The organism is Mesorhizobium sp. L103C131B0 (genome assembly GCF_000502275.1).
Classification (GTDB): Bacteria; Pseudomonadota; Alphaproteobacteria; order Rhizobiales; family Rhizobiaceae; genus Mesorhizobium.
Genome location: NZ_AYXC01000017.1, coordinates 23,126 through 41,876 on the forward strand (window position 1 = coordinate 23,126; position 18,751 = coordinate 41,876).

Sequence of the window (18,751 nt, forward strand, 5' to 3'; positions counted from 1 at the left end):
CCTTCAGCACAACAAAGACGGAGAGTGGCACACCGTCCGTTTGCTAATCAGTCGTCCGGCTTCTCGAGCGAGTACCCGGCAGACCTGACGGTACGAATGACGCTGCCTGGCGAGGCCGCCTTCAGCGCCTTTCTGATCCGGCTGATATGGACGTCGACCGTGCGTTCACCGATATGTATGTTGTCCGGCCAGGCCGCGTCGATCAGTTCGTCTCGGCTGAAGACCTTGCCGGGAGCCTCAAGAAATTGCCGCAGCAGGTTGAATTCGAGAGGTCCGAGATGGATGTCGTGGCCATTACCTCGAACGCGGTGGGCATCGAGCTTCATCTCAAGGCTGCCGCAACTGAGCCAGCTGCCGTTTTTTATCCCGTTTGAACCCGGCTGTGGCAGCGCCAGCTTCGTGCGTAGACAGTCAAGCAGCTTGGCCGGCGCGAAGGGCCGCACAAAGCTCTCGTCAATACCTGCCTTCAGGAGATCGAGGTGCTGGTTCTCGGCGCCGGGCGCGATCAACGCAATGACGGGCAGGCGGCCGGTCCGGGGCTCCCCTTTGAACCGGGCGCAGATTGTGGAGCCCGTCGCGCTTGCTGGCCCGCAGTCCAGGACTACGGCCTGGAGCTCCCGTTGGTCGGCCAATGCAAGTGCTTCCTTCACGCCTCCTGCCGGCTCACTCGTGAAGCCGTCCACCCCCAGAATGTGGCTGAGGAACAGATACAGCTCCGCATCTTGCGAACAGATCAGGACCACTGGCTTCGTCAGCGCTACCCCAAGAACCATATCGGCCTCGACCGCCTCGATTGAGAGGGCTGGCCATCGCATGTCCTCAAGGCCTGACATGATCTCCTCGATCGAAAATCGGTTCCATCACGCCCGCGCCACCTCGGGATAAGCCTCGATGGCTGCGGTTGCATCGCCGGCCAGTTGGGTACCGGCCGCGGCGAGTTTCCAGAACGTCTCGAAGCCGAACCGATGGACGTCGCGCAGGGTCTTGGACAGAACGACCAGTCGCCCGGCCGTGAAGAGCACGCGCCCGAAGCCCTCATGGCTTATCTCCATGATCGGCGATGCCATCAGGCCGGAGCGTTCCTCAATCGCAAGCCCGACGGCGGTGTAGAACTTATCGAGCCTCCACAGCACGTCCGGATCGGGATCGCCGATGATTGGAATTGCACGACGCTGTTCCCTGGTGATGATGAAGTCGCCCAGCAGTTCGGCGTCCGATTTGCCTTCCCATGACCCGTGGGAATCATTGGCACGCATCAGCCGCACGAGGCATTTGACGAACGGCGTGGCAAGGGCCGCCTCGTCCTCGGTGGCGGCAGGGCTAACAGCGGCTTCAAACATTTCGCCCACTCCTCATTTCAGCTTTCGTCCTCGAAGGACGGTTTCTGTTCAGCGACACCCGCCTGCGCCAGCACCTTGCGCAGCCAAGGGGGAGGACACGTCCTGAGCATCATCTGCGTGCGCAACAGCACCTCTTGGATGGTCTGGGGCTGCGGCAATTTGATCGGATGGATCTTTGCGGAAACAAGTTTGGCTGCCGAAGGTCCGCCGATCGCCCGACAAAACAGGAGATGACAGCCCTTTAGCGCCTCCACCTTCGGGGTGATGCGGTCGTCGCCCTCAGTTCGGTGCTTCCCGCTCTCGTCGGAAACATCATCGAAGACCACGGCTTCCACGAGATTCCACTCCTCGCGCATCACTTCGTAGACAGCAAAGCGCCTGGCCGACCCGAAATGGGCGTTGAGGTTCTTCATGTCGTGCGTGGCGATCGCTACGCGCAATGCGCCGGCCTGACGTTCCGGCGTCGGTGCGTGAACCTCGTCAGTGACGAGCGAGAGGCGACGGACGGAGCTCATGTGGCATTTCCCGCTTACGGAGTGGATCAAGCGCCTCAGGCGTCGGCGCGCGCCGGTTGGCTTCGAAAATGTTGGCGACCTCGAAGATCAGGTCGCGGGTCCCTTGGTAGAGGATTGTGAGCTTGTGTTGGGCCCCGAGCCGGTCGAAGATCGGGAAGCCGACCCGCATGAGCGGAATGCCGAGGCGCTGCGCCGCCTGGCGGCCGTGGGAATGAGTAACGAGAAGATCAGCGCCGGCGCCAAGCGCTTCCAAATCGCCGAGATCCCCGATTTGAACCGACTGCGCCGGCACTTCCTCCAGAATTTTCGACATAGCGGCCGTTGTGACCGCCGCCGCGATTTCGGAGCCCATGCCGATGAAGAAGCTCGCGAGTTGGTAGAGTTGGTCTGGTTCAGCAGCGATCGCAATTTTCTTACCTCCAAAGTGGAAATGTCCGTCGAGCAAAGCGTCCTGCAACTGCGCCCGCCGACGGCGCACCCCAGCCGGCGCCGCCGCGCCCGAAACTTCCGACAACAGCGAGACGAACCGGTCGGCGTCCCTCAATCCAGTCAACGACCGGAACAGCACGTAAGAAACCCCGGTCAACCTCTGCAGCACCTCGGCCGGGCGGCGCATATGCTCACCGATGACAATGCATCGCTCGGCCGTGCCTAGCTCGCGGATATCCTCGACGCTGGTGCCGCCATAGGTGGGCGTGACCCAGCGGTCGGGCACCGTACCGTCCAGCGAGCCGGAGACGTCCGGCAGAATCACCGGCTTCAGTCCAAAGCTTTCAACCATCTCACGCAAATGCTCGATATCAGCCACAGTGAGGTTCCAGCCAGGCAGGATCACGATCTTCTTCGACTGCCGCGCCTGCTCGCCGGGACGCGTAATCCTTTCGATCATCGCGCTGACAGCCTTGGCCCAGCCCTCTTCGATCGCGCCGTCGAAATCCGGTGTGTTGGCTAGCACCACCTCCGTACCCGCGAGTTCTTCCGTGCGCTTCAGCCTGATATTGGCAATATCTCCTGCGCAGTCTTCGCCCCGGGTTTCCACCAGCGCCGTCGTGCAGACCCCGATCAGCGTTGGCTTTGCGCGGGCCTTGAGGTTGAGGACCGCCTCTTCCAGATGGTCTGCCCCGCCGAGAATCGTCGCCACCTCGTCCATCGCCGTCGTCTGCAAGGGGATGGCTTCCTTGAAATGTCGCACGAAGAGCACGAGGGCGAAGCTGGTGCACCCCTGGCTGCCGTGGAACAATGGCATCGCGCCGTCGACGCCAAGAAAGGCCAAGGCGGCACCCAATGGCTGCGATGACTTCAGCGGATTGACCGCCGCCGCTTTGGTCTGGGGAAGAATGCGGACCATCTGCCTTCCTCAACGCTCGCCGAAATTGCCGGCCGTCGTGCCTGCGAATTCCTGGACAACATCCAAGGTCGCGGTCTCGCTTTTCGTGCGCGGCAGTTCCTGCCTCACCGCAGGCTGGCAATCCCATGGTGCCGGTTCCCGCACCTGGCGCCAGATCGGGTTATGAATAGCGAGGTCGATCTGGCGTACGAGTTCCACCATGCCGTGATAGCCGGCGTAAGGATGTTGGCGCTCCTGGTTGATATCGAGCCAAGGTGTCTTGGCCTTCAGGGCGATGAACTGCGTGCGCCCGCCCGACAGCATGATATCGGCCTTGTGTTCCGAGAGCATGGCGTAAAGCTCGCGCGCCGCCATCTGCTCGAACATGTGGTTGTCGTCCTTGAGGATCTGCTTGATGCGTTCCTTGTCTTCGAGGGTCGACTTCTTGACAGAGGTGCCGACGATCTCGATGCCGATCTCCATCAGCGCATGGACGACCGACCAGGACTTCACACCGCCGGTGTTGAGCAGCACGCGCTTGCCTTCGAGCCTCGGCCGGTAGGCGGCGAGCTTCTTCCAAGCGATCGCCTCCTCCTCTGCAATCAACGCCTCGGTGCGGCCGAGGATCTCCGGATCGGCACCCTTCTTCACCAGCAGCTGGGAGATCTGTCGGAGCGCTTCCGAGGTGTCGGTGATGCCGTAGAAGGAGCCCTCGAAAAACGGGATGCCCCAGCGCTGCTCCATCTTGCGGGCGAGATTGATGAGCGCGGTCGAGCACACCATCATAGCCGCCCGGGCGCGGTGCGCGCCGGCAATGTCGGCGTAACGTGCGTCACCCGGAATGCAGGCGCGCACCCGGATCCCGAGCCGATCCAGCAGCGGCTTCACCAGCCAGAATTCGCCCGAGAGGTTGAATTCGCCAAGAATGTTGATGTCGTAAGGGCCGGCATCGTCGGGCTCGAGCGTGCCGATGACATGCTCGAGCAACGCCTCGCCGGCAAGCTTGTTGCCGAGATTCTTGGAGCCGACGAAGCCCGGCGCATTGACCGGCACAACGGCCAAGCCGAACTTTGCCGCCGTGCGCTTGCAGACAGCCTCGATGTCGTCGCCGATCAGCGCCGTCACGCAGGTCGGATAGACGAAGATCGCCGGCGATCCATACGCTTCCTTGATCTCGCGAATCGCTTTGAAAAGCTTCCGCTCGCCCTGCCCCATCACAACATCGAGTTCGGTGAGGTCGGTCGTGAAGCTTGTGCGCCACAGGGTTGGCCCGGACGAAGCCGCACCGCGGTTGTCCCAGGAATTGCCCTCGCAGGCGAGCGGCCCATGGACCAGGTGTGCGGCGTCGGTGATCGGCTGCAGCACAATCTTGGCGCCATCGAAGGCACAGCCGCCGGCCGCCGCCCCGGGGGTCAGTGGCTTCGAACAGCCCTCCTTGCGCGCCTTGGCATCCTTGCCGCGGTTCTGCTCGCAGGCGGGCTCGTTGAAGACATCCTGGATTTTGGCTCTGAGCGAGGACATTGCGTTGGTCTCCAAAGTCCCTCGGGAAGACGACCGGCCAAGTCGACCGTCACGCTTAGCGGGTGAGGTCATACGAATAGTCCGTCACGCCCGTCTGGCTTGTCTCGCGATCGAGCTTGTCGAAGATCTTGTCGAGGATCGTCGTCAGGACGCGCAACCCGCCTTGGTAGCCCATAAGGGCAAACCGATGGTGATGGTGGCGGTCGAAGATCGGAAACGTCAGCCGGATCAGCGGCGTGCCGGTGTCGCGCTCCAGATACTTGCCATAGGAGTTGCCGATCAGCAGGTCCACCGGCTCGGTGAAGAGCAGCGAGCGCAACGCCCACAGATCCTTGCCCGCCCAGACTTGAGCACCCTTACCGAAGGGCGATGATGCAAGCAGCTCCTTCAACTCCGCGTGCCACGCCGAGGTGCCGTTGGTGGCGAGGCAATGGGTCGGCTCGCCGCCCGTCTCCATGATGAAGCGGGCCATGGCATAGACAAAGTCCGGATCGCCGTAGATGGCGTATTTCTTCCCGTGCAGCCAGGATTGGCTGTCCGCCATGGCGTCAACAAGTCGGCCGCGCTCCAGGCGGATTGCCTCGGGGATTTGCTTGCCGGAAATTGCGGAGACCTCCATCAGGAAGTCGTCGGTCGCCTGGACTCCGAGCGGGTAATGGAACGAGGCAGTCGCCTGCCCTACCCCCTCGCAATACTCCAGTGTTTTTCGGGTGTTGTAATGCTGCAGCGACAGCGTCGCCTCGGCGTTGAGTGCCTTCCTCACCTCTTCGATCCTCGTGCCGCCGTCATACATGCGGTATTCGCCGTCGGACGGCGTGTCGAACTGGTCAGAGGCGTCTTGGATGAAAGTATAGGACACGCCTATTAGGTCGAGCAGGCGCTTGAGTTCCCGGTTGTTGCCGACACAGAACCCGTCGAAACCCGGAATGACGTTGATGGTCCCCTCGGCTTCCGTTCGCTCCTCGCCTTTCCAGAAATGCTCCAGAATGCCCTTGACCGCAACGTCATAGCCGTCGACATGGCTGCCGACAAAGGCCGGCGTGTGGGCGAAGGGCACGTCGAAGTCGCGCGGGACCGAGCCTTCGTCCTTGGCGTTCTCGATGAAGCTGTGCAGGTCATCGCCAATGACCTCCGCCATACAAGTGGTCGAGACGGCGATCATCTTCGGGTCGTAAAGTTGGTACGTGTTGGCGAGCCCGTCGACCATGTTCTTCAGGCCGCCGAACACTGCCGCGTCCTCGGTCATCGAGGAGGAAACCGCCGAAGCAGGCTCCTTGAAATGGCGTGACAGGTGCGAGCGGTAATAGGCCACGCAGCCCTGGCTGCCGTGGACGAAGGACATGGTTCGCTCGAAACCTGCGGCCGCGAACACCGCACCGAGCGGCTGGCAGGCCTTGGCGGGGTTCACGAGAAGCGCTTCGCGAGCAAGGTTCTTTTCGCGGTATTCCCACGTCTTGGTGAATTCGCGTTGGTCGGTGACGACCTGGTCCGGGTGCGGACATTCGAAATTCAGCCTCTTCTCGGCAAGCATCTGCCTGTATTCCGGCTCCCGGAACAGGGGCGCGTGGTCGAGAACTTTTTCAGCCGACTGCGGCATGGGTGGTTACCTCTTTCCATCTGGCCCGCCATAGGGCGGCACAGGGACGTCGAAACGTTTCAGGTCTCCCGCGGACAAGTGGCCACAGGCGTTCACTGCCTCCCGGCTTCCGGGAGGCCAAGGTTTCATTCGGCTGCGATCGCCGCCGACGGCTCGGCTTTTTTCTTCCAGGGAGCGTCGTAGAGGTTCCAGACCGGGTTGTTGATGGCCAGGTCCATGTCTCGGGCGAAGATGGCGAAGCCGTCGTAGCCGTGATACGGGCCGGAATAATCCCAGGAATGCATTTGACGGAACGGTATGCCCATCTTCTGGACCGGGTACTTCTCTTTGATGCCGGAGCCAACGAGATCGGGACGGATCCCTTCGATGAACTTCTCCAGCTCGTAACCAGTCACGTCGTCATAGATCAGGGTGCCCTTCTTCACGTAGTGGCCGGTGCGCTGATAGTCGTCGTTATGGCCAAATTCGTAGCCAGTGCCGACGATCACCATGCCCAGGTCCTCATATGCCGTGACGACGTGACGGGGGCGCAGCCCGCCGACATAGAGCATCACCGTCCTGCCTTCGAGGCGCGGCCGGTACTTGGCGATTATGGCGTCGACCAAGGGCCGGTATTTGGCGATGACCGCCTCGGCCTTGGCCTCGATTTCCGGCCCGAAGTGCTTGGCTATCTTGCGCAGAGAGGCTTCAGTCTGGGAGGGGCCGAAGAAATTGTACTCCATCCAGGCGATGCCATACTTTTCCTCCATGTGCCGGCAGATGTAGTTCATCGACCTATAGCAATGGATGAGATTGAGTTTCGCCTTTGGCGCTCGCTCTATTTCGACCAGGGTAGCGTCGCCCGACCAGTTGCCGACCACGCGCAGACCCATCTCTTCGAGCAGGATGCGCGAAGCCCAGGCGTCGCCGCCGATATTGTAGTCGCCGACCACATTGACATCGTACGGGCCGGCCTCGAACTCGAGGTCCTTCTTCTCGAACACCCAGTCGCGGATCGCGTCGTTGGCGATGTGGTGGCCGAGGGATTGCGAGACGCCGCGGAAGCCCTCGCAGCGCACCGGCACGATTGTCTTTTCGTGCTGCTTGGCCTTGTTGCGGGACACAGCTTCGGTGTCGTCGCCAATCAAGCCGATCGGGCATTCGGATTGCACAGTCATGCCCTTGTTCAGCGGAAAGAGTTCCTCGATCTCGTCGATGATCCGTTCGAGCTTCTTGTCGCCGCCGAAAACAATATCCTTCTCCTGGAAATCGGAGGTGAACTGCATGGTGACGAACGTGTCGATGCCGGTCGTGCCGACGTAGTAGTTGCGGCGCTGAGACCAGGAATATTGCCCGCATCCGACCGGGCCGTGCGAGATATGGACCATATCCTTGACTGGACCCCACACCACGCCTTTCGAGCCGGCATAGGCGCAGCCGCGAATTGTCATCACGCCGGGGATGGACTTGATGTTCGATTTGACCTCGCATTCGGAAAGGACCTCGCTTTCCTCGCCAGCCTCGTCGCCGCTTTTTGCGACGCTGAGGTGCTTTTTGCGGCGCTTCGCCGCCTTATCAAGATATTGCGACAGCACTTCCTCGATAAGCCTCGCATGGAGGCCACCGTCATTCTCGTATTCCAGGCTCATGGGACCCCTTTCAAGGTTCAGGGTGACGCCTCACCGACGAGGCGCCGTTCTTTGAAAGACGCACCAGATCAGGCGGCGCCTCATGTCGGCAGCGGTCGCTACTGTGCGGCCGCCTTAGCCGTTTCCTTGACCTGAAGCTCGGCAAGCATCTGCTCGTCCGTCTTCATGATGCCGAAGTCGAGCAGCATGTCCTCGAGCTCCTCCATGGTGATCGGGGTCGGGATGGTGCCCTGGCCCGAATTCCCATGGATCTTCTCGGCCAGCGCCCTGTATTCGCCGGCCTGCTTGGAGTCCGGCGCATACTGGATCACAGACATCTTCCTGAGCTCGGCGTGCTGGACGATGTTGTCGCGCGGCACGAAGTGGATAAGTTTGGAATTGAGCCTGGAAGCAAGCGCCTCGGCGAGGTCGAGTTCGCGGTCGGTTTGGCGCTCGTTGCAGATCAGGCCGCCGAGCCGCACGCCGCCCGAATGGGCGTATTTCAGGATACCCTTGGCGATGTTGTTGGCGGCATAGAGCGCCATCATCTCGCCGGACATGACGATATAGATTTCCTGGGCCTTGTTCTCGCGGATCGGCATCGCGAAACCGCCACACACCACATCCCCGAGCACGTCGTAGGAGACATAGTCGACGTCGTCGTAGGCGCCGTTCTCCTCGAGGAAGTTGATCGAGGTGATCACGCCGCGGCCGGCGCAGCCGACACCTGGCTCGGGTCCGCCCGACTCGACGCATTTGATGCCTTTGTAGCCGACCTTGAGCACGTCAGCGAGTTCCAGGTCTTCCACCGAACCTTCCTCTGCCGCGAGATGCAGGACCGTATCCTGCGCCTTCGCGTTCAGGATCAGGCGGGTGGAGTCGGCTTTGGGGTCGCAGCCGACGATGAGGATTCTCTGCCCGAGGTCGACAAGGGCGGCGAGCGTATTTTGGGAGGTGGTGGACTTGCCGATGCCGCCCTTGCCGTAAAAGGCGATCTGACGCAAACCTGACATGTAGCTTTCCTTCCTTCGTTCCATCCATCGCGGCTGCCGCGACATGAATGCCGGTCGGGCAGCTCTAGCCGCCTCGCACCTAAGGATCTCAAGACTCATGCCAATTTGGCTGATCCAACCGAAGAATAATTTCATGTTTGCTTTTCAAGGGTTTAGCTTGAGTTCCAAGAAAGGATCGTCGGAACAGCCCGTGTAGCGGACGCGACATTGGCGACACAAAGCGTCGGATCGCGATCCTCAGTCACCGCATTCGGTTGAACCCCATCCGACGAACAGCATCTCGACCCTCTGCGGGATGCTGCGAACTCTTCTGTGCTCGCGAGCTGACGTGCTTGCTCAACGCGTGTCCAAGTGGACACTCCGCCGACTTTGCGCGCGATCCTAGCATACCACCGATCCACGGCCACTAATCCGGGGCACGGGCGAATAGTTCCGCTATATCAACCCGAGGGACTCGGTTTACTTCTCGGCGCAGGAGTTCAGTATCGGCGTCATCGCCTTCACATGTCCGTCGATCCGCTCGAGCACTTTCGCTGCGACAACGTCGCGCTCAGGCAGACGCCACCAGTACTCGTTGACGAGTTTGACCGTCTCGACCACTGCCTTCAGGACTGCTGGCTCCGGAAGCCGTGCACGGTTCGCAAATGCTTTCCATCGCGGTGCTGCCAGCGCCTTGAACGAGCGCTCTCCTCCAAGCGACAGCGCCATGGCGTCGGCGGGAATATATGGCACGGTGGACAGGACGTCGTAGATTGGTGCAAGCGCCGGCTTGTCGCCGTTACCCGGATAGATCAACGACCAGTTCTTCAGGTGCATGTCGCCATTGCCGGTGATGACGGTCAGTGCCAGGCGGCGGACGAATTCGAGAGCCGCCGTAGGCGAGACGGCGACACCAAGAGCCAAGGCTATGTCGTGATAAGCAGCCCCCTCATATTTGCGCGACGGGTAGACACCGAAGACCTGAGCGAAATCCTCGATGTGTATCCTCTCGCCACCGGCGCCGCGATCGAAGCGTTTGACGAGAAGGACCTTGCCGTCAGACAGCGTGTTGAATTCTTCGGGAACGCCCTCGAAATCGGACTTCTCGACCAGTTCGCATTCAGGAACCTCCATGCCGATTGCTGCTGCCAGCGCGAGGTTGGCGAATTCGTTCTCGGAAACGCCCGGAAAGGCCGTCGCACGGAACTTGGCAATGTACCGGCCCTGCTCGCCGTCCATTGGCAAGGTAAGGCCGCCGCCTTTTCCAATGTTCTTCATGACCGACAGCTTCATCTGCACGCCGGCAAGCGAGAACCGTGCCTTGGGCTGATCCTTTGAAGCGTCCTGTGAAACCGCTATCGCGCCGTCACTGGGCAACGCCCGTACGGCTCCCGGCAGATCGGCGCCCAGCGCCGCTAAAAGGTCGAAATCATTGCCTGGCCGCACATTGCCTTCGTGGTGCCTTTCCATCGCCTCGCGCAATTTCTCCTCCGGCAGGAGGTTCGCGAAGAAAGCGGGCAAGGCGCTTGCCACAGGCTTCGGATCTTTCCGCAATCCTCCCGTCGCTGCCCGGAACGACAGGCTGAGAACCGGAAAGCCGCCCGTCGCGCGGTAGGCCTCATCGAAGTTGAATGCATTGAAATCGCCCGGCGTCCTGACGAGTGTGCCGACCTTCACTGCGTTCAAGAGCACGTCCAGCGACGGGATCGTCTTAGGTGCGCGAAAGACTGGAGCCATGATCGTCATCGTCAGGTTGAGAAACAAAGGCGGGTCGATCGTCATCATCATGCGGACGCAATAGAGCCTGGACAGCCGGCACCATGGCTTGCGGAACCAGCATCATTTCCAGGCCGAGCGCGCGAGCGATATTCATGAGCGTCGTTGCACGCGCGGCTGCGGCTCCCTTTTCGATGTCGCGATATCGGGGACGGGATATACCCGCCAAATCAGCGACCTGCTCCTGCGTCATCGCAGCGGCCAGCCTCGCCTGCCTGAAAAGCCCACCAATTTCGCGTAGAGTTTCCGATTGAGGGCCCATGTGATACGTAAACGATCCATTCCAACGCTAGATGATATGGCAGAGTATCTTATCCAGTGATCGAGTCAACACGTTATGATCTGTTCGCGTATCATCATCAGCCTTATCATACGTAAACAGATCAATCACCGCCCGACGGTGAACGCCGTCCGAAACTGACGCCCGATCAGCCCTCCGAAACTATCGGAATGTAAATCAAGGCGGTCCGGCAGCTGAAATCGCTCGTCTCTTCTCGTTCATACAGCCGGCCGCGCTGACTGAGGTCAATGTGGATCGCCACTCCTGTTGCAATGGCTTTATACCATGTACTCCCTGCCGNCGGCCGCGCTGACTGAGGTCAATGTGGATCGCCACTCCTGTTGCAATGGCTTTATACCATGTACTCCCTGCCGGTCTCCCGCCGCACCTGGTGTTCCGACCCTTTCAGGGGCTCAGCGCGGTTCGCGTGACCGATCATCCTGTATCAAGCATCGACATAGCCGTCGAATACCCGTTGCTCTCGGCTGTCCGTCGAGCATGGCGGGGCGCCTCCCTGATCACGAAGCAGCACCCTAACAAATCCGCGACCAGCGCGATTCCCCCCGCATCCGAGACTTTCTGACTCATAAGACTAGGCGCCCGCCGCCACGGCGCGACGCCGGGATCAACCGGCGGGCAGGTGCGCCGAGGGCAACAAGCGCGCCTGACGCAACGCCACCAGATCAGCCGAGCCGGTGCAGAAGCAGGCGACGGCCAACTGGCGGATGACGATCTCGAAATGCGCGACAACCGCCTCGGTGGATACCGTAGCCGCGCGCAGCACGCCAGCCGCCTGCCCGGCGATGTCCGCGCCCAAGCGGATAGCCTTCGCCACGTCGACGCCGTCGCTGATCCCGCCCGACGCGATCAGCTTCACCGCTGGCAGCGCCCGACGGGCCGCCTGCACGCAGGCCGGGGTCGGAATCCCCCAATCGGCGAACGCCATTGCCACTGCGCGGTCGGCGGCATCGCGGGCGCGCTCGCCCTCCACCGCGGCCCAGTTGGTGCCGCCGGCGCCGGCGACATCGATCACCGCCACCCCCGCCTCGACGAGCGCACAGGCCACCGAGGCGGACAGGCCCGACCCCACTTCCTTGGCCACGATCGGCACGCCGACACTGCGTGCGGCGCGAGCGATCTGCGCCAGGACGCCGCGCCAGTCGCGGTCGCCCTCCGGCTGTACCGCTTCCTGCAGCGGATTGAGATGGACGATGAGTCCATCGGCCTCCAGTGCATCCACCGTTCGGCGCGCGAGGTCCAGGCCGTCAGCCTCGCGCAGTTGCGCGGCGCCGATATTGGCCAGCAGGGGAACGTCTGGGGCCAGGCGGCGCAGCGCGCGCGTCAGCCCCTGGGAGTTGCGGGATTGTAGGCTCACGCGCTGCGAACCGACGCACATGGCGATCCCCAAGGCTTGCGCTGCCTCGCTCAGATGGCGGTTAATGGCCTCGGCGCGTGGCATGCCGCCGGTCATGGAGCTGATCAGCAGCGGCGCGCGCATGGTCTTGCCCAGCAGCGAGGCGCTGAGGTCGATCTGCGTCAGGTCCAACTCGGGCAATGCGCAGTGTTCGAATCGAATGTACTCCCAGCCGCCGCCGGCCTTGCCCGACGCCATTCGCCGATCCAGCACGATGTCCAGGTGGTCGTCCTTGCGCCGGCTCAACTTGGCGTCGCCGATGCTCGCTCCTTCCGCCGCATCGGGCGACGGCGTTGCGTCGGGTCGGACCGACGGCAGCGCGCGCACGCCGCCGTTTCCCCCGCGTTCAGGCCGGCGCACGCTGGCCTCCGCCTGCAGCGTCGCTGCGGTAGCGACTGTTTGAGGTCTGGTAGTACTGCACGCGGATGGCCGCCATGGCTTCGATCAGCGGTCCCCACGGCGGGGGAAAGCGTTCTTGCGCCATCACCCGGTGCAGCATGCGTGTGTGGCCGGCCAGCTCGTCCTTGAGGAACTCCACGACAGGCATGGCCGGATAGCGCTGCAGCAGCAGGATCGCCGCGTTGTCTCCCTCGCCGGCCGACCTATCCTTTTCGCGTCCATGCAGATCGTTCTGCAAGCGCCCTATCGCGGAGATGAGCCGCAGGACCTGGCGAAACCCCGGACGCGCGCGCAAGGTCGCCATGTCCAGCCCCCACAGCAACGACAGGCAACAGAACACGTTCGTGTAGGCGATCGAATCGATGCCGTTGTGCAGGTACTCGGCGTAGGACCAGCGTTCCGCCCCTGCCGCCTGCGCGTGTCCGGCGCGCAGCGCCGCGCAGTAGCACCGGGTATCGTCGAGAAGCTGAGCATAGTCGCGACGATCGTAGGCGAGCGCGGCCAGCGAAGCGCGCAGCACAGCACAGCCCTCGAATCCGGAAAGCGCGCACGGCACGCCTTGCCCCAGCGCCTGCTCCACCGCGGCGAGCTGCTCCGGCGCGATCAGGTCAAGGTCGTTGCAATCGTCGAGCCAGAACAGCAGCGCCAGTTCGCGATAGAAGGCCACGATGAGCGTCTCGTCCAGCGGATCGCGGCCGGTGCGGGTGCTGGTGTCGCGCAGGCTCGGATGGATGCGCTGCAGGATGTACTGGCCGCCCCGGACTGCTTCCACGCCATGCTCGTCGGCGAACCCGGTCAGGGAACGCCCCCAATCCAGCACGTGCTGCAGGGCGCGATCGGTCGGGATCATGGCCCCGCTCCTGCTCCCTCGGCCGAGACGTGCCGCCCCCAACGAAGCGCCAGCCACAACCCGGCGAGTTCGGCCACCCGCACCACCCGGGTGGGGCAATACAGTTCCTTGCCGATCCACAGCGGCGTCTGGGGCAATACATGCGCCGCGTGGCGAGCGAGCATCCACTTCAGCGCACCCGCCACCGCCTGCGCGATGCGCCGACGCCCTGCCGGCTCTTCGCTCCCGTCCATCACGTGCAACGCGAACAGCGCATAGGCGGTTTCCTCGAATGAGGACGCGCGACCGGCGCCCCAGCCGCCCTCGTCGCGCTGCGCCTGCAGCAGCGCTGCCAGCGCGCGCTCGTCGCGCCACTGGGGCTTGCCTTGCGCCAGCGCAGCGACCGCATGCGCGGTTGGATACAGCCAGGAAACGTGCCATTTTTCGTTGTCCCATAGACCGTGCGGGTTGCGATTGGCCTCGACGTAGGCGCTGGTGCCGGCGGCGGGCTTTCCCAAAATTCGCAACGCATGCAGGGCATGGATGTTGGTCGACACTGAGGCATTGCGCTCGCCGGGGAAGGTGACGAAGAGCTCGCCGGTTGCGAAATGGCGCAACGCGTCGACCGCCGGGTCGCGGCCTGCAAGGCGAAGGACGCACAACGCAACGGCGGTGTCGTCCGCATCGGCCGCGAAGTGCAAGGCCGGGCCCAGACCGCGCGCTCCGAGGCGGGCGTCGAGCTGCGCGATGATCACTTGCACCGCCTCGGCGAAAGCGGGATGCGCGAACAGACCGGCCAGATGCAAGGTGTACAGCGACCAGCATGGCTCGAACACATTGATCGGCCAGACGTTGGGAACGACACCTTCGATGCCGCTGCGCGTCGCCCGCGATGCCGCCTGCAGATACCCGTCGGCGCGCCCGACCTGCGGCGTGTTCCCCTGTGTCACGGCGTGGGCACGCCAGGCGGCGGTGGCCGCTGGACTGATGCCGATGCTGCCGTCGTCGTCCGGGCATGCGGTGGCTGGCGACGTCCCCCAGGCTTCCCAGGAGTGCAGCAACGGATGGCCGCTCGGCAACGTCGCCACAGCCCCCAGCTTGACCAGGCGTGCTTGCCGCAACGGCAACAGCGCCGGGTGGCGCGGAAACGCCAAGCCGCCCAGCAACGATGCGGCCTCGTCGCACAACTGTGGCAGGATCAGCTCCGCGCCGATGGGCGCGTCTTCCGGCACCGCATAGGCGAAGGGATCGGGCTGGCGCTCGAGGAACCGGATTGCAGCCTGGACTGCGTCGGCAGCGCCGGGAAGAGGATCGGCACGCTGCAATGCCAGCAACGCCGCCCAAGTGGGCGCATGGCGAAACAGCGGGAAGTCCGCACTTCCCCATCCGCCATCGGCCTGTTGCTGCGCGATGAGCCACGTGTACGCGTCCTGCCGACCGGTGACGTTGCCGTGGAACTGCAGAGCTCGCGCCGTGTCGTAGATGGACGGGCCGACGCTGCCGCCGTCGCTCATCTCGTTCAGCAGGTGGCGCAATTCGGAAAGGATCTGTTCGGACAGCGCGTTCACGCGGGATGTTCCTTCTGCAGAGGGCTAACGAGAACAGAAACGGGCAGACGCCGCGCACGTCGCCGCCGACACGGACACAGTGCAGCATGCAGCGCCCGCCCGGCCGATCGCACCAGCACAGGGGCGAGTCCTCACGGATGGGCGCGCTCATGCGTATGGCGCGGACAGATAGACGTTGGCCCGCTGCAGCATCTGAGCCAACCCTTCCGCACGCGGCCCCAGAGGGGCGATGGCCTCCCCGGCGTCGTGCAACAAAAACAGCGCGAACTGGCGCGCTGCCTGCAGCCCCATGATTGACGCGCAGGTCGGCTTCTGCGCCGCCGCGTCCTTGCCGGGGGTCTTGCCAAGAGTCGCGGTATCCGCCGTCGCGTCGAGAATGTCGTCGGCCACCTGCAACGCCAGGCCATAACAGGCGGTGTAGCGATCGAGTGCACTGTACAGCGTAGTGTGCGCGGCATCCTCCGCGACGGAGTATAGCGCGCCCATGCGAACCGACGCGCGCACTAGCGCTCCGGTTTTCATCCGGTGCATCGCCAGGATCCTGTCCAGCCCGGCGTGCTTTCCGACCAGCGACAAATCCATGGCCTGCCCGCCTGCGGCACCCTCGGCGGACACCGCCTGCGCCAGTTCACGCACGAGCGCGATACGATTGTCGCCCGGCGCATCCAGGCTCGCCAGGGTCAGGAAGGCGTGGGCCTGCAGCGCATCGCCGACCAGGATCGCAGTGGCTTCGCCGAACTTTACGTGCACGGTCGGAAGGCCGCGGCGAAGCACGTCGTCGTCCATCGCGGGCAGGTCGTCGTGGACCAGGGTACAGGCGTGCATCATCTCGATGGCGGCACCGACGTCGTCGAGCATGTGCGCCGGCGTGCCCGCCAGTGCGCCGGCAGCCAGACAGAGCAAGGCTCTGGTGCGCTTCCCGCCATGCACGGTGGCGTAGCGCATGGCTGCCATCAGCTCTGTCTTACCGTCGTCTTCGGCGCAGAGCAGACGCGCCAGCGCCTGTTCGACCCGCTTTGCGCCGTCCTGCATCCAGATCTCCGGGAGCAGCCCGCCAGATGCGCCGCGCGCCGGCGCGCCCAACCCGCCGAATGCGGAAACGCCAGTTCGGTCGCGTGGAGTGGAACCGGTTTGCATGTTGTTCATGTCCTTGTAGCTGAGACGGCCACGGCGAGCGCAAGTCGTCACACGAGTGCGTGCGCTGAGTGCAGCAATGCCGCGCCCCGCCGGCGCCGCTGCCTTGCTACACAGGGCGTGCGACGCCAGCTCATGAGAAGCCTATGCGGATTGCCATGGACGGATGTGCGGTCGGGTAATAGCGCCGGCCTTTTTCGACGTCGCTCAGCAACTGCGGCCGCACCCCGGCCTTGTGCATGGTCAGCGCCAAGGCGATGCAGAACTGCACCATTTCCAGCCATACCAGGTGGTAGCCGATGCAGACGTGTGGGCCGGTACCGAACTGCAGCATGTCCACGGGCCGGACCGGTTCTGTGCGTAGCAGCCACCGCGCCAGGCGGAACTGATCAGGCGCCTCGTGCAGCAGCGCCGAGGTCGAGAAATGCAGCAGCGGGATGCATAGGTGGGTGCCCGCGGGAATACGCCGTTGGCCGAGTTGCAATTCCTGCAGCGCGCGACGCGGCAGGAGCGTGGTCGCCGGATGCAGGCGCAGTGTCTCGCGGAACAGGGCCTCGGCGACCGGACACTGCGCCAGGTCCGCGTGCCGGGTCGGCACCGCGCCCACGCGTTGCGCCTCCTCGACCAGGGCGTCCCACAGCACAGGCTGCCTCGCCAGCTCGATCACGATCCAGGCCATCGTCGAGGCAGTGGTGTCGTGACCGGCAAGCAGCAGCAAGCGAATGTTCGCGACCAGGACGTCATCGGAGAGCGGACCGTCGCTGCTGTCAAAAGCGCTCACCATGTCGTTGATGAACCCGGTGCGCGCGGCATGCGCGCGCGCATCGCGGACGAACCGGCGCAACTGCGCGTCGATCCAGTCGCGGGCGGAGCGGCCGCGCCGCAAAGGCAATCCGGGCAGGTCGACCGGTGGCGCGATGATCAACTGCAGCAATTGCCGGTACTTGCGATGCCATCCCGGCAGGTCCTGCGCGGGGATTCCCATGAGGCTGAAGATGAGCTTCAGCATCAGGTCGCCGGTCTCGCGCAGGATAGTTACCTCGCCGCGGGCGCGCCACGCCTGCACCCGCGCCTGGATGACCGGCGCGAACAGGTCGCCGATCCCGGCCTGGGTCAGCCCCTTGGGCAAGAACGCTGCCTTGATGGCATCGCGCGCCTGCCGGTGCGCGCCGCCGTCCAGGGCAACCAACGTTCCGCCAAGCAATTCGGGCGCGATCTCTTCGATCAGCGCCGAGGACACGTCCTTGTGCTTGAGCAGAGAGAATGCGTCCGGATCCACACAGGTCATCAGATGTCCGGCAGGGCCGAAATCCAGCCAGAAGTGGCTGCCCAGCGTCCGTTCTGCGCGCTCCAGCAGGCGCGGCAGGTCGCAGACAATGGCAGGAAGATGCCCGACCAGGGGGAAAGCGCCAGGCATGACCGGGATGTCGCATCGCAGCCGGTGCCGACGGTTGAGTGGGTTGAGCAGCATGTCCATCAGCAGCGCGCCGCCGCCGCCGATCCGGTGTCGCCGGCAGGGCGCGCGGCGCAGCTGTTGCCACCGTCGGCGTATGTCGGCACATGCGCCAGCATGCCGCCATCGATGCACACGACCTGGCCGGTGATGAACGCAGCATCGTCGGAGAGCAGGAACGCCACCAGCGCGGCAACGTCCTCGGGACGGCCGACGCGCGGCAGGAGCTGGTGCCGACGCAGATGGCGTTGCATGCACTCGTCCAGCTTGGCGAGGAGACGCTCGGTCATGATAAGACCCGGCGCAACCGCGTTGCAGCGGATCTGAGAGTGACCGTACTGGGTGGCGAGCGAGGCCGACAGCATGTTAATCGCTGCCTTCGACGCGGCGTAGGACGTCTGCGCCGTGTCACCGCTGAGCCCCTGGCACGACGACATGTTGACGATCGCGCCACCGCCGCGGGCGATCATCCGTGGGATGGCCTGCCGGCAGCAGAGCAGCGTGCCGCGCAGATTGGTCGCCATGGTCTGGTCCCATACCGCCAGGTCCAGCTCGAGGATGGCGCGGTCGCGCGGGGTCAGATGCACGGCGCTCGCATTGTTCACCAGCAGGTCGACCCCCCCGAAGTGCCGCTCCGCCGTCTCGAACAGCGCTGCCACCGCCTGCTCATCAGCGATATCCATGGCTATGGGCAGCGCGTGGCCTGCTTCGGCCGCGATCTGCGCAGTGCAGGCGATGGCCGCCGAGCCATCAATGTCGGCCACCACCACTCTGCCGCCCCCGCGCGCGATGGCGAGAGCGCATGCCTTGCCGATGCCGGCGCCGGCGCCGGTCACCACGGCCACCTTGCCTTCAAACCGTCCCATCGTGTCTCCTGAATTGCATTGGTCTTTCGCAGCATGCCGCTCGGCCTCCACCGGAGAGGGCGCAGGGTCGGCGCTGGCGCGCTCGTCATGGCCAGCGTCGCTTTCGATGACACGAATGGCGGCGACCGGGCAC

General features: G+C 63.7%; 16 protein-coding genes. All 16 read right to left on the reverse strand.

The genetic code is table 11. The annotated features are described in order from the left end of the window. Positions 1 to 47 precede the first annotated feature (47 nt). The 16 genes from X730_RS141600 to X730_RS0134390 all read right to left on the reverse strand — a co-directional run bounded on the left by X730_RS141600 (position 48) and on the right by X730_RS0134390 (position 18,618). A complete protein-coding gene (locus X730_RS141600) occupies positions 48 to 833 on the reverse strand; it encodes a response regulator transcription factor (RefSeq protein ID WP_023827151.1) in 786 nt (261 codons plus the stop codon). A 27-nt stretch (positions 834 to 860) separates the two neighbouring features. Continuing rightward, positions 861 to 1,340: a NifX-associated nitrogen fixation protein gene (locus X730_RS141595; RefSeq protein ID WP_023827152.1), complete on the reverse strand. Its 480-nt coding sequence runs from the start codon at positions 1,338 to 1,340 to the stop codon at positions 861 to 863. Positions 1,341 to 1,357: 17 nt separating this feature from the next. Next, the gene (gene nifX / locus X730_RS0134385) at positions 1,358 to 1,855 is read right to left on the reverse strand and encodes a nitrogen fixation protein NifX (RefSeq protein WP_031197212.1); all 498 of its coding nucleotides are present in this window, start codon (positions 1,853 to 1,855) and stop codon (positions 1,358 to 1,360) included. Continuing rightward, the gene (gene nifN, locus X730_RS141590; RefSeq protein WP_023827154.1) at positions 1,821 to 3,203 is read right to left on the reverse strand and encodes a nitrogenase iron-molybdenum cofactor biosynthesis protein NifN; all 1,383 of its coding nucleotides are present in this window, start codon (positions 3,201 to 3,203) and stop codon (positions 1,821 to 1,823) included. The genes nifX and nifN overlap by 35 nt, the downstream gene beginning before the upstream one ends. 9 nt (positions 3,204 to 3,212) lie before the next feature. After that, positions 3,213 to 4,703, reverse strand: a complete 1,491-nt coding sequence (gene nifE / locus X730_RS141585) for a nitrogenase iron-molybdenum cofactor biosynthesis protein NifE (protein WP_023827155.1) — start codon at positions 4,701 to 4,703, stop codon at positions 3,213 to 3,215. A 55-nt stretch (positions 4,704 to 4,758) separates the two neighbouring features. After that, complete coding sequence (gene nifK / locus X730_RS141580; RefSeq protein ID WP_023827156.1) at positions 4,759 to 6,300, reverse strand: nitrogenase molybdenum-iron protein subunit beta; 1,542 nt, start codon at positions 6,298 to 6,300, stop codon at positions 4,759 to 4,761. A 125-nt stretch (positions 6,301 to 6,425) separates the two neighbouring features. Further along, on the reverse strand, positions 6,426 to 7,928 hold the full coding sequence (gene nifD / locus X730_RS141575) for a nitrogenase molybdenum-iron protein alpha chain (protein WP_023827157.1): 1,503 nt from the start codon (positions 7,926 to 7,928) through the stop codon (positions 6,426 to 6,428). A 98-nt stretch (positions 7,929 to 8,026) separates the two neighbouring features. After that, positions 8,027 to 8,920 (reverse strand): nitrogenase iron protein, encoded by an 894-nt coding sequence (gene nifH / locus X730_RS141570; protein ID WP_023712801.1) that lies wholly within the window; start codon positions 8,918 to 8,920, stop codon positions 8,027 to 8,029. A 459-nt stretch (positions 8,921 to 9,379) separates the two neighbouring features. Continuing rightward, positions 9,380 to 10,636, reverse strand: a complete 1,257-nt coding sequence (locus X730_RS141565) for a HipA domain-containing protein (RefSeq protein ID WP_031197215.1) — start codon at positions 10,634 to 10,636, stop codon at positions 9,380 to 9,382. Further along, complete coding sequence (locus X730_RS1000000166605; RefSeq protein WP_081731633.1) at positions 10,611 to 10,937, reverse strand: helix-turn-helix transcriptional regulator; 327 nt, start codon at positions 10,935 to 10,937, stop codon at positions 10,611 to 10,613. Before X730_RS1000000166605 ends, X730_RS141565 begins: the two co-directional genes overlap by 26 nt. Positions 10,938 to 11,580: 643 nt before the next feature. Further along, entirely contained in the window at positions 11,581 to 12,630 is a 1,050-nt protein-coding gene (gene fni / locus X730_RS141560) for a type 2 isopentenyl-diphosphate Delta-isomerase (RefSeq protein ID WP_031197217.1), read from the reverse strand. 85 nt (positions 12,631 to 12,715) lie between these two features. After that, positions 12,716 to 13,618 carry a hypothetical protein gene (locus X730_RS141555; RefSeq protein WP_023827160.1) on the reverse strand — a complete coding sequence of 301 codons (903 nt, stop codon included), beginning with the start codon at positions 13,616 to 13,618 and terminating at the stop codon, positions 12,716 to 12,718. Beyond that, positions 13,615 to 15,165 (reverse strand): hypothetical protein, encoded by a 1,551-nt coding sequence (locus X730_RS141550; protein ID WP_023827161.1) that lies wholly within the window; start codon positions 15,163 to 15,165, stop codon positions 13,615 to 13,617. Before X730_RS141550 ends, X730_RS141555 begins: the two co-directional genes overlap by 4 nt. A 147-nt stretch (positions 15,166 to 15,312) precedes the next feature. Continuing rightward, entirely contained in the window at positions 15,313 to 16,302 is a 990-nt protein-coding gene (locus X730_RS141545; protein WP_031197220.1) for a polyprenyl synthetase family protein, read from the reverse strand. A 130-nt stretch (positions 16,303 to 16,432) separates the two neighbouring features. Continuing rightward, on the reverse strand, positions 16,433 to 17,776 hold the full coding sequence (locus X730_RS141540; RefSeq protein WP_023827163.1) for a cytochrome P450: 1,344 nt from the start codon (positions 17,774 to 17,776) through the stop codon (positions 16,433 to 16,435). Beyond that, complete coding sequence (locus X730_RS0134390; RefSeq protein WP_023715666.1) at positions 17,776 to 18,618, reverse strand: SDR family oxidoreductase; 843 nt, start codon at positions 18,616 to 18,618, stop codon at positions 17,776 to 17,778. The genes X730_RS141540 and X730_RS0134390 overlap by 1 nt, the downstream gene beginning before the upstream one ends. Positions 18,619 to 18,751 lie beyond the last annotated feature (133 nt).

Coding starts and splice junctions, on each gene's coding strand:
- X730_RS141600 (WP_023827151.1), bottom strand. CDS start 833: ATGTCAGGCCTTGAGGACATGCGATGGCCAGCCCTCTCAATCGAGGCG.
- X730_RS141595 (WP_023827152.1), bottom strand. CDS start 1,340: ATGTTTGAAGCCGCTGTTAGCCCTGCCGCCACCGAGGACGAGGCGGCC.
- nifX (WP_031197212.1), bottom strand. CDS start 1,855: ATGAGCTCCGTCCGTCGCCTCTCGCTCGTCACTGACGAGGTTCACGCA.
- nifN (WP_023827154.1), bottom strand. CDS start 3,203: ATGGTCCGCATTCTTCCCCAGACCAAAGCGGCGGCGGTCAATCCGCTG.
- nifE (WP_023827155.1), bottom strand. CDS start 4,703: ATGTCCTCGCTCAGAGCCAAAATCCAGGATGTCTTCAACGAGCCCGCC.
- nifK (WP_023827156.1), bottom strand. CDS start 6,300: ATGCCGCAGTCGGCTGAAAAAGTTCTCGACCACGCGCCCCTGTTCCGG.
- nifD (WP_023827157.1), bottom strand. CDS start 7,928: ATGAGCCTGGAATACGAGAATGACGGTGGCCTCCATGCGAGGCTTATC.
- nifH (WP_023712801.1), bottom strand. CDS start 8,920: ATGTCAGGTTTGCGTCAGATCGCCTTTTACGGCAAGGGCGGCATCGGC.
- X730_RS141565 (WP_031197215.1), bottom strand. CDS start 10,636: ATGGCTCCAGTCTTTCGCGCACCTAAGACGATCCCGTCGCTGGACGTG.
- X730_RS1000000166605 (WP_081731633.1), bottom strand. CDS start 10,937: ATGGGCCCTCAATCGGAAACTCTACGCGAAATTGGTGGGCTTTTCAGG.
- X730_RS141555 (WP_023827160.1), bottom strand. CDS start 13,618: ATGATCCCGACCGATCGCGCCCTGCAGCACGTGCTGGATTGGGGGCGT.
- X730_RS141545 (WP_031197220.1), bottom strand. CDS start 16,302: ATGCAAACCGGTTCCACTCCACGCGACCGAACTGGCGTTTCCGCATTC.
- X730_RS141540 (WP_023827163.1), bottom strand. CDS start 17,776: ATGGACATGCTGCTCAACCCACTCAACCGTCGGCACCGGCTGCGATGC.
- X730_RS0134390 (WP_023715666.1), bottom strand. CDS start 18,618: ATGGGACGGTTTGAAGGCAAGGTGGCCGTGGTGACCGGCGCCGGCGCC.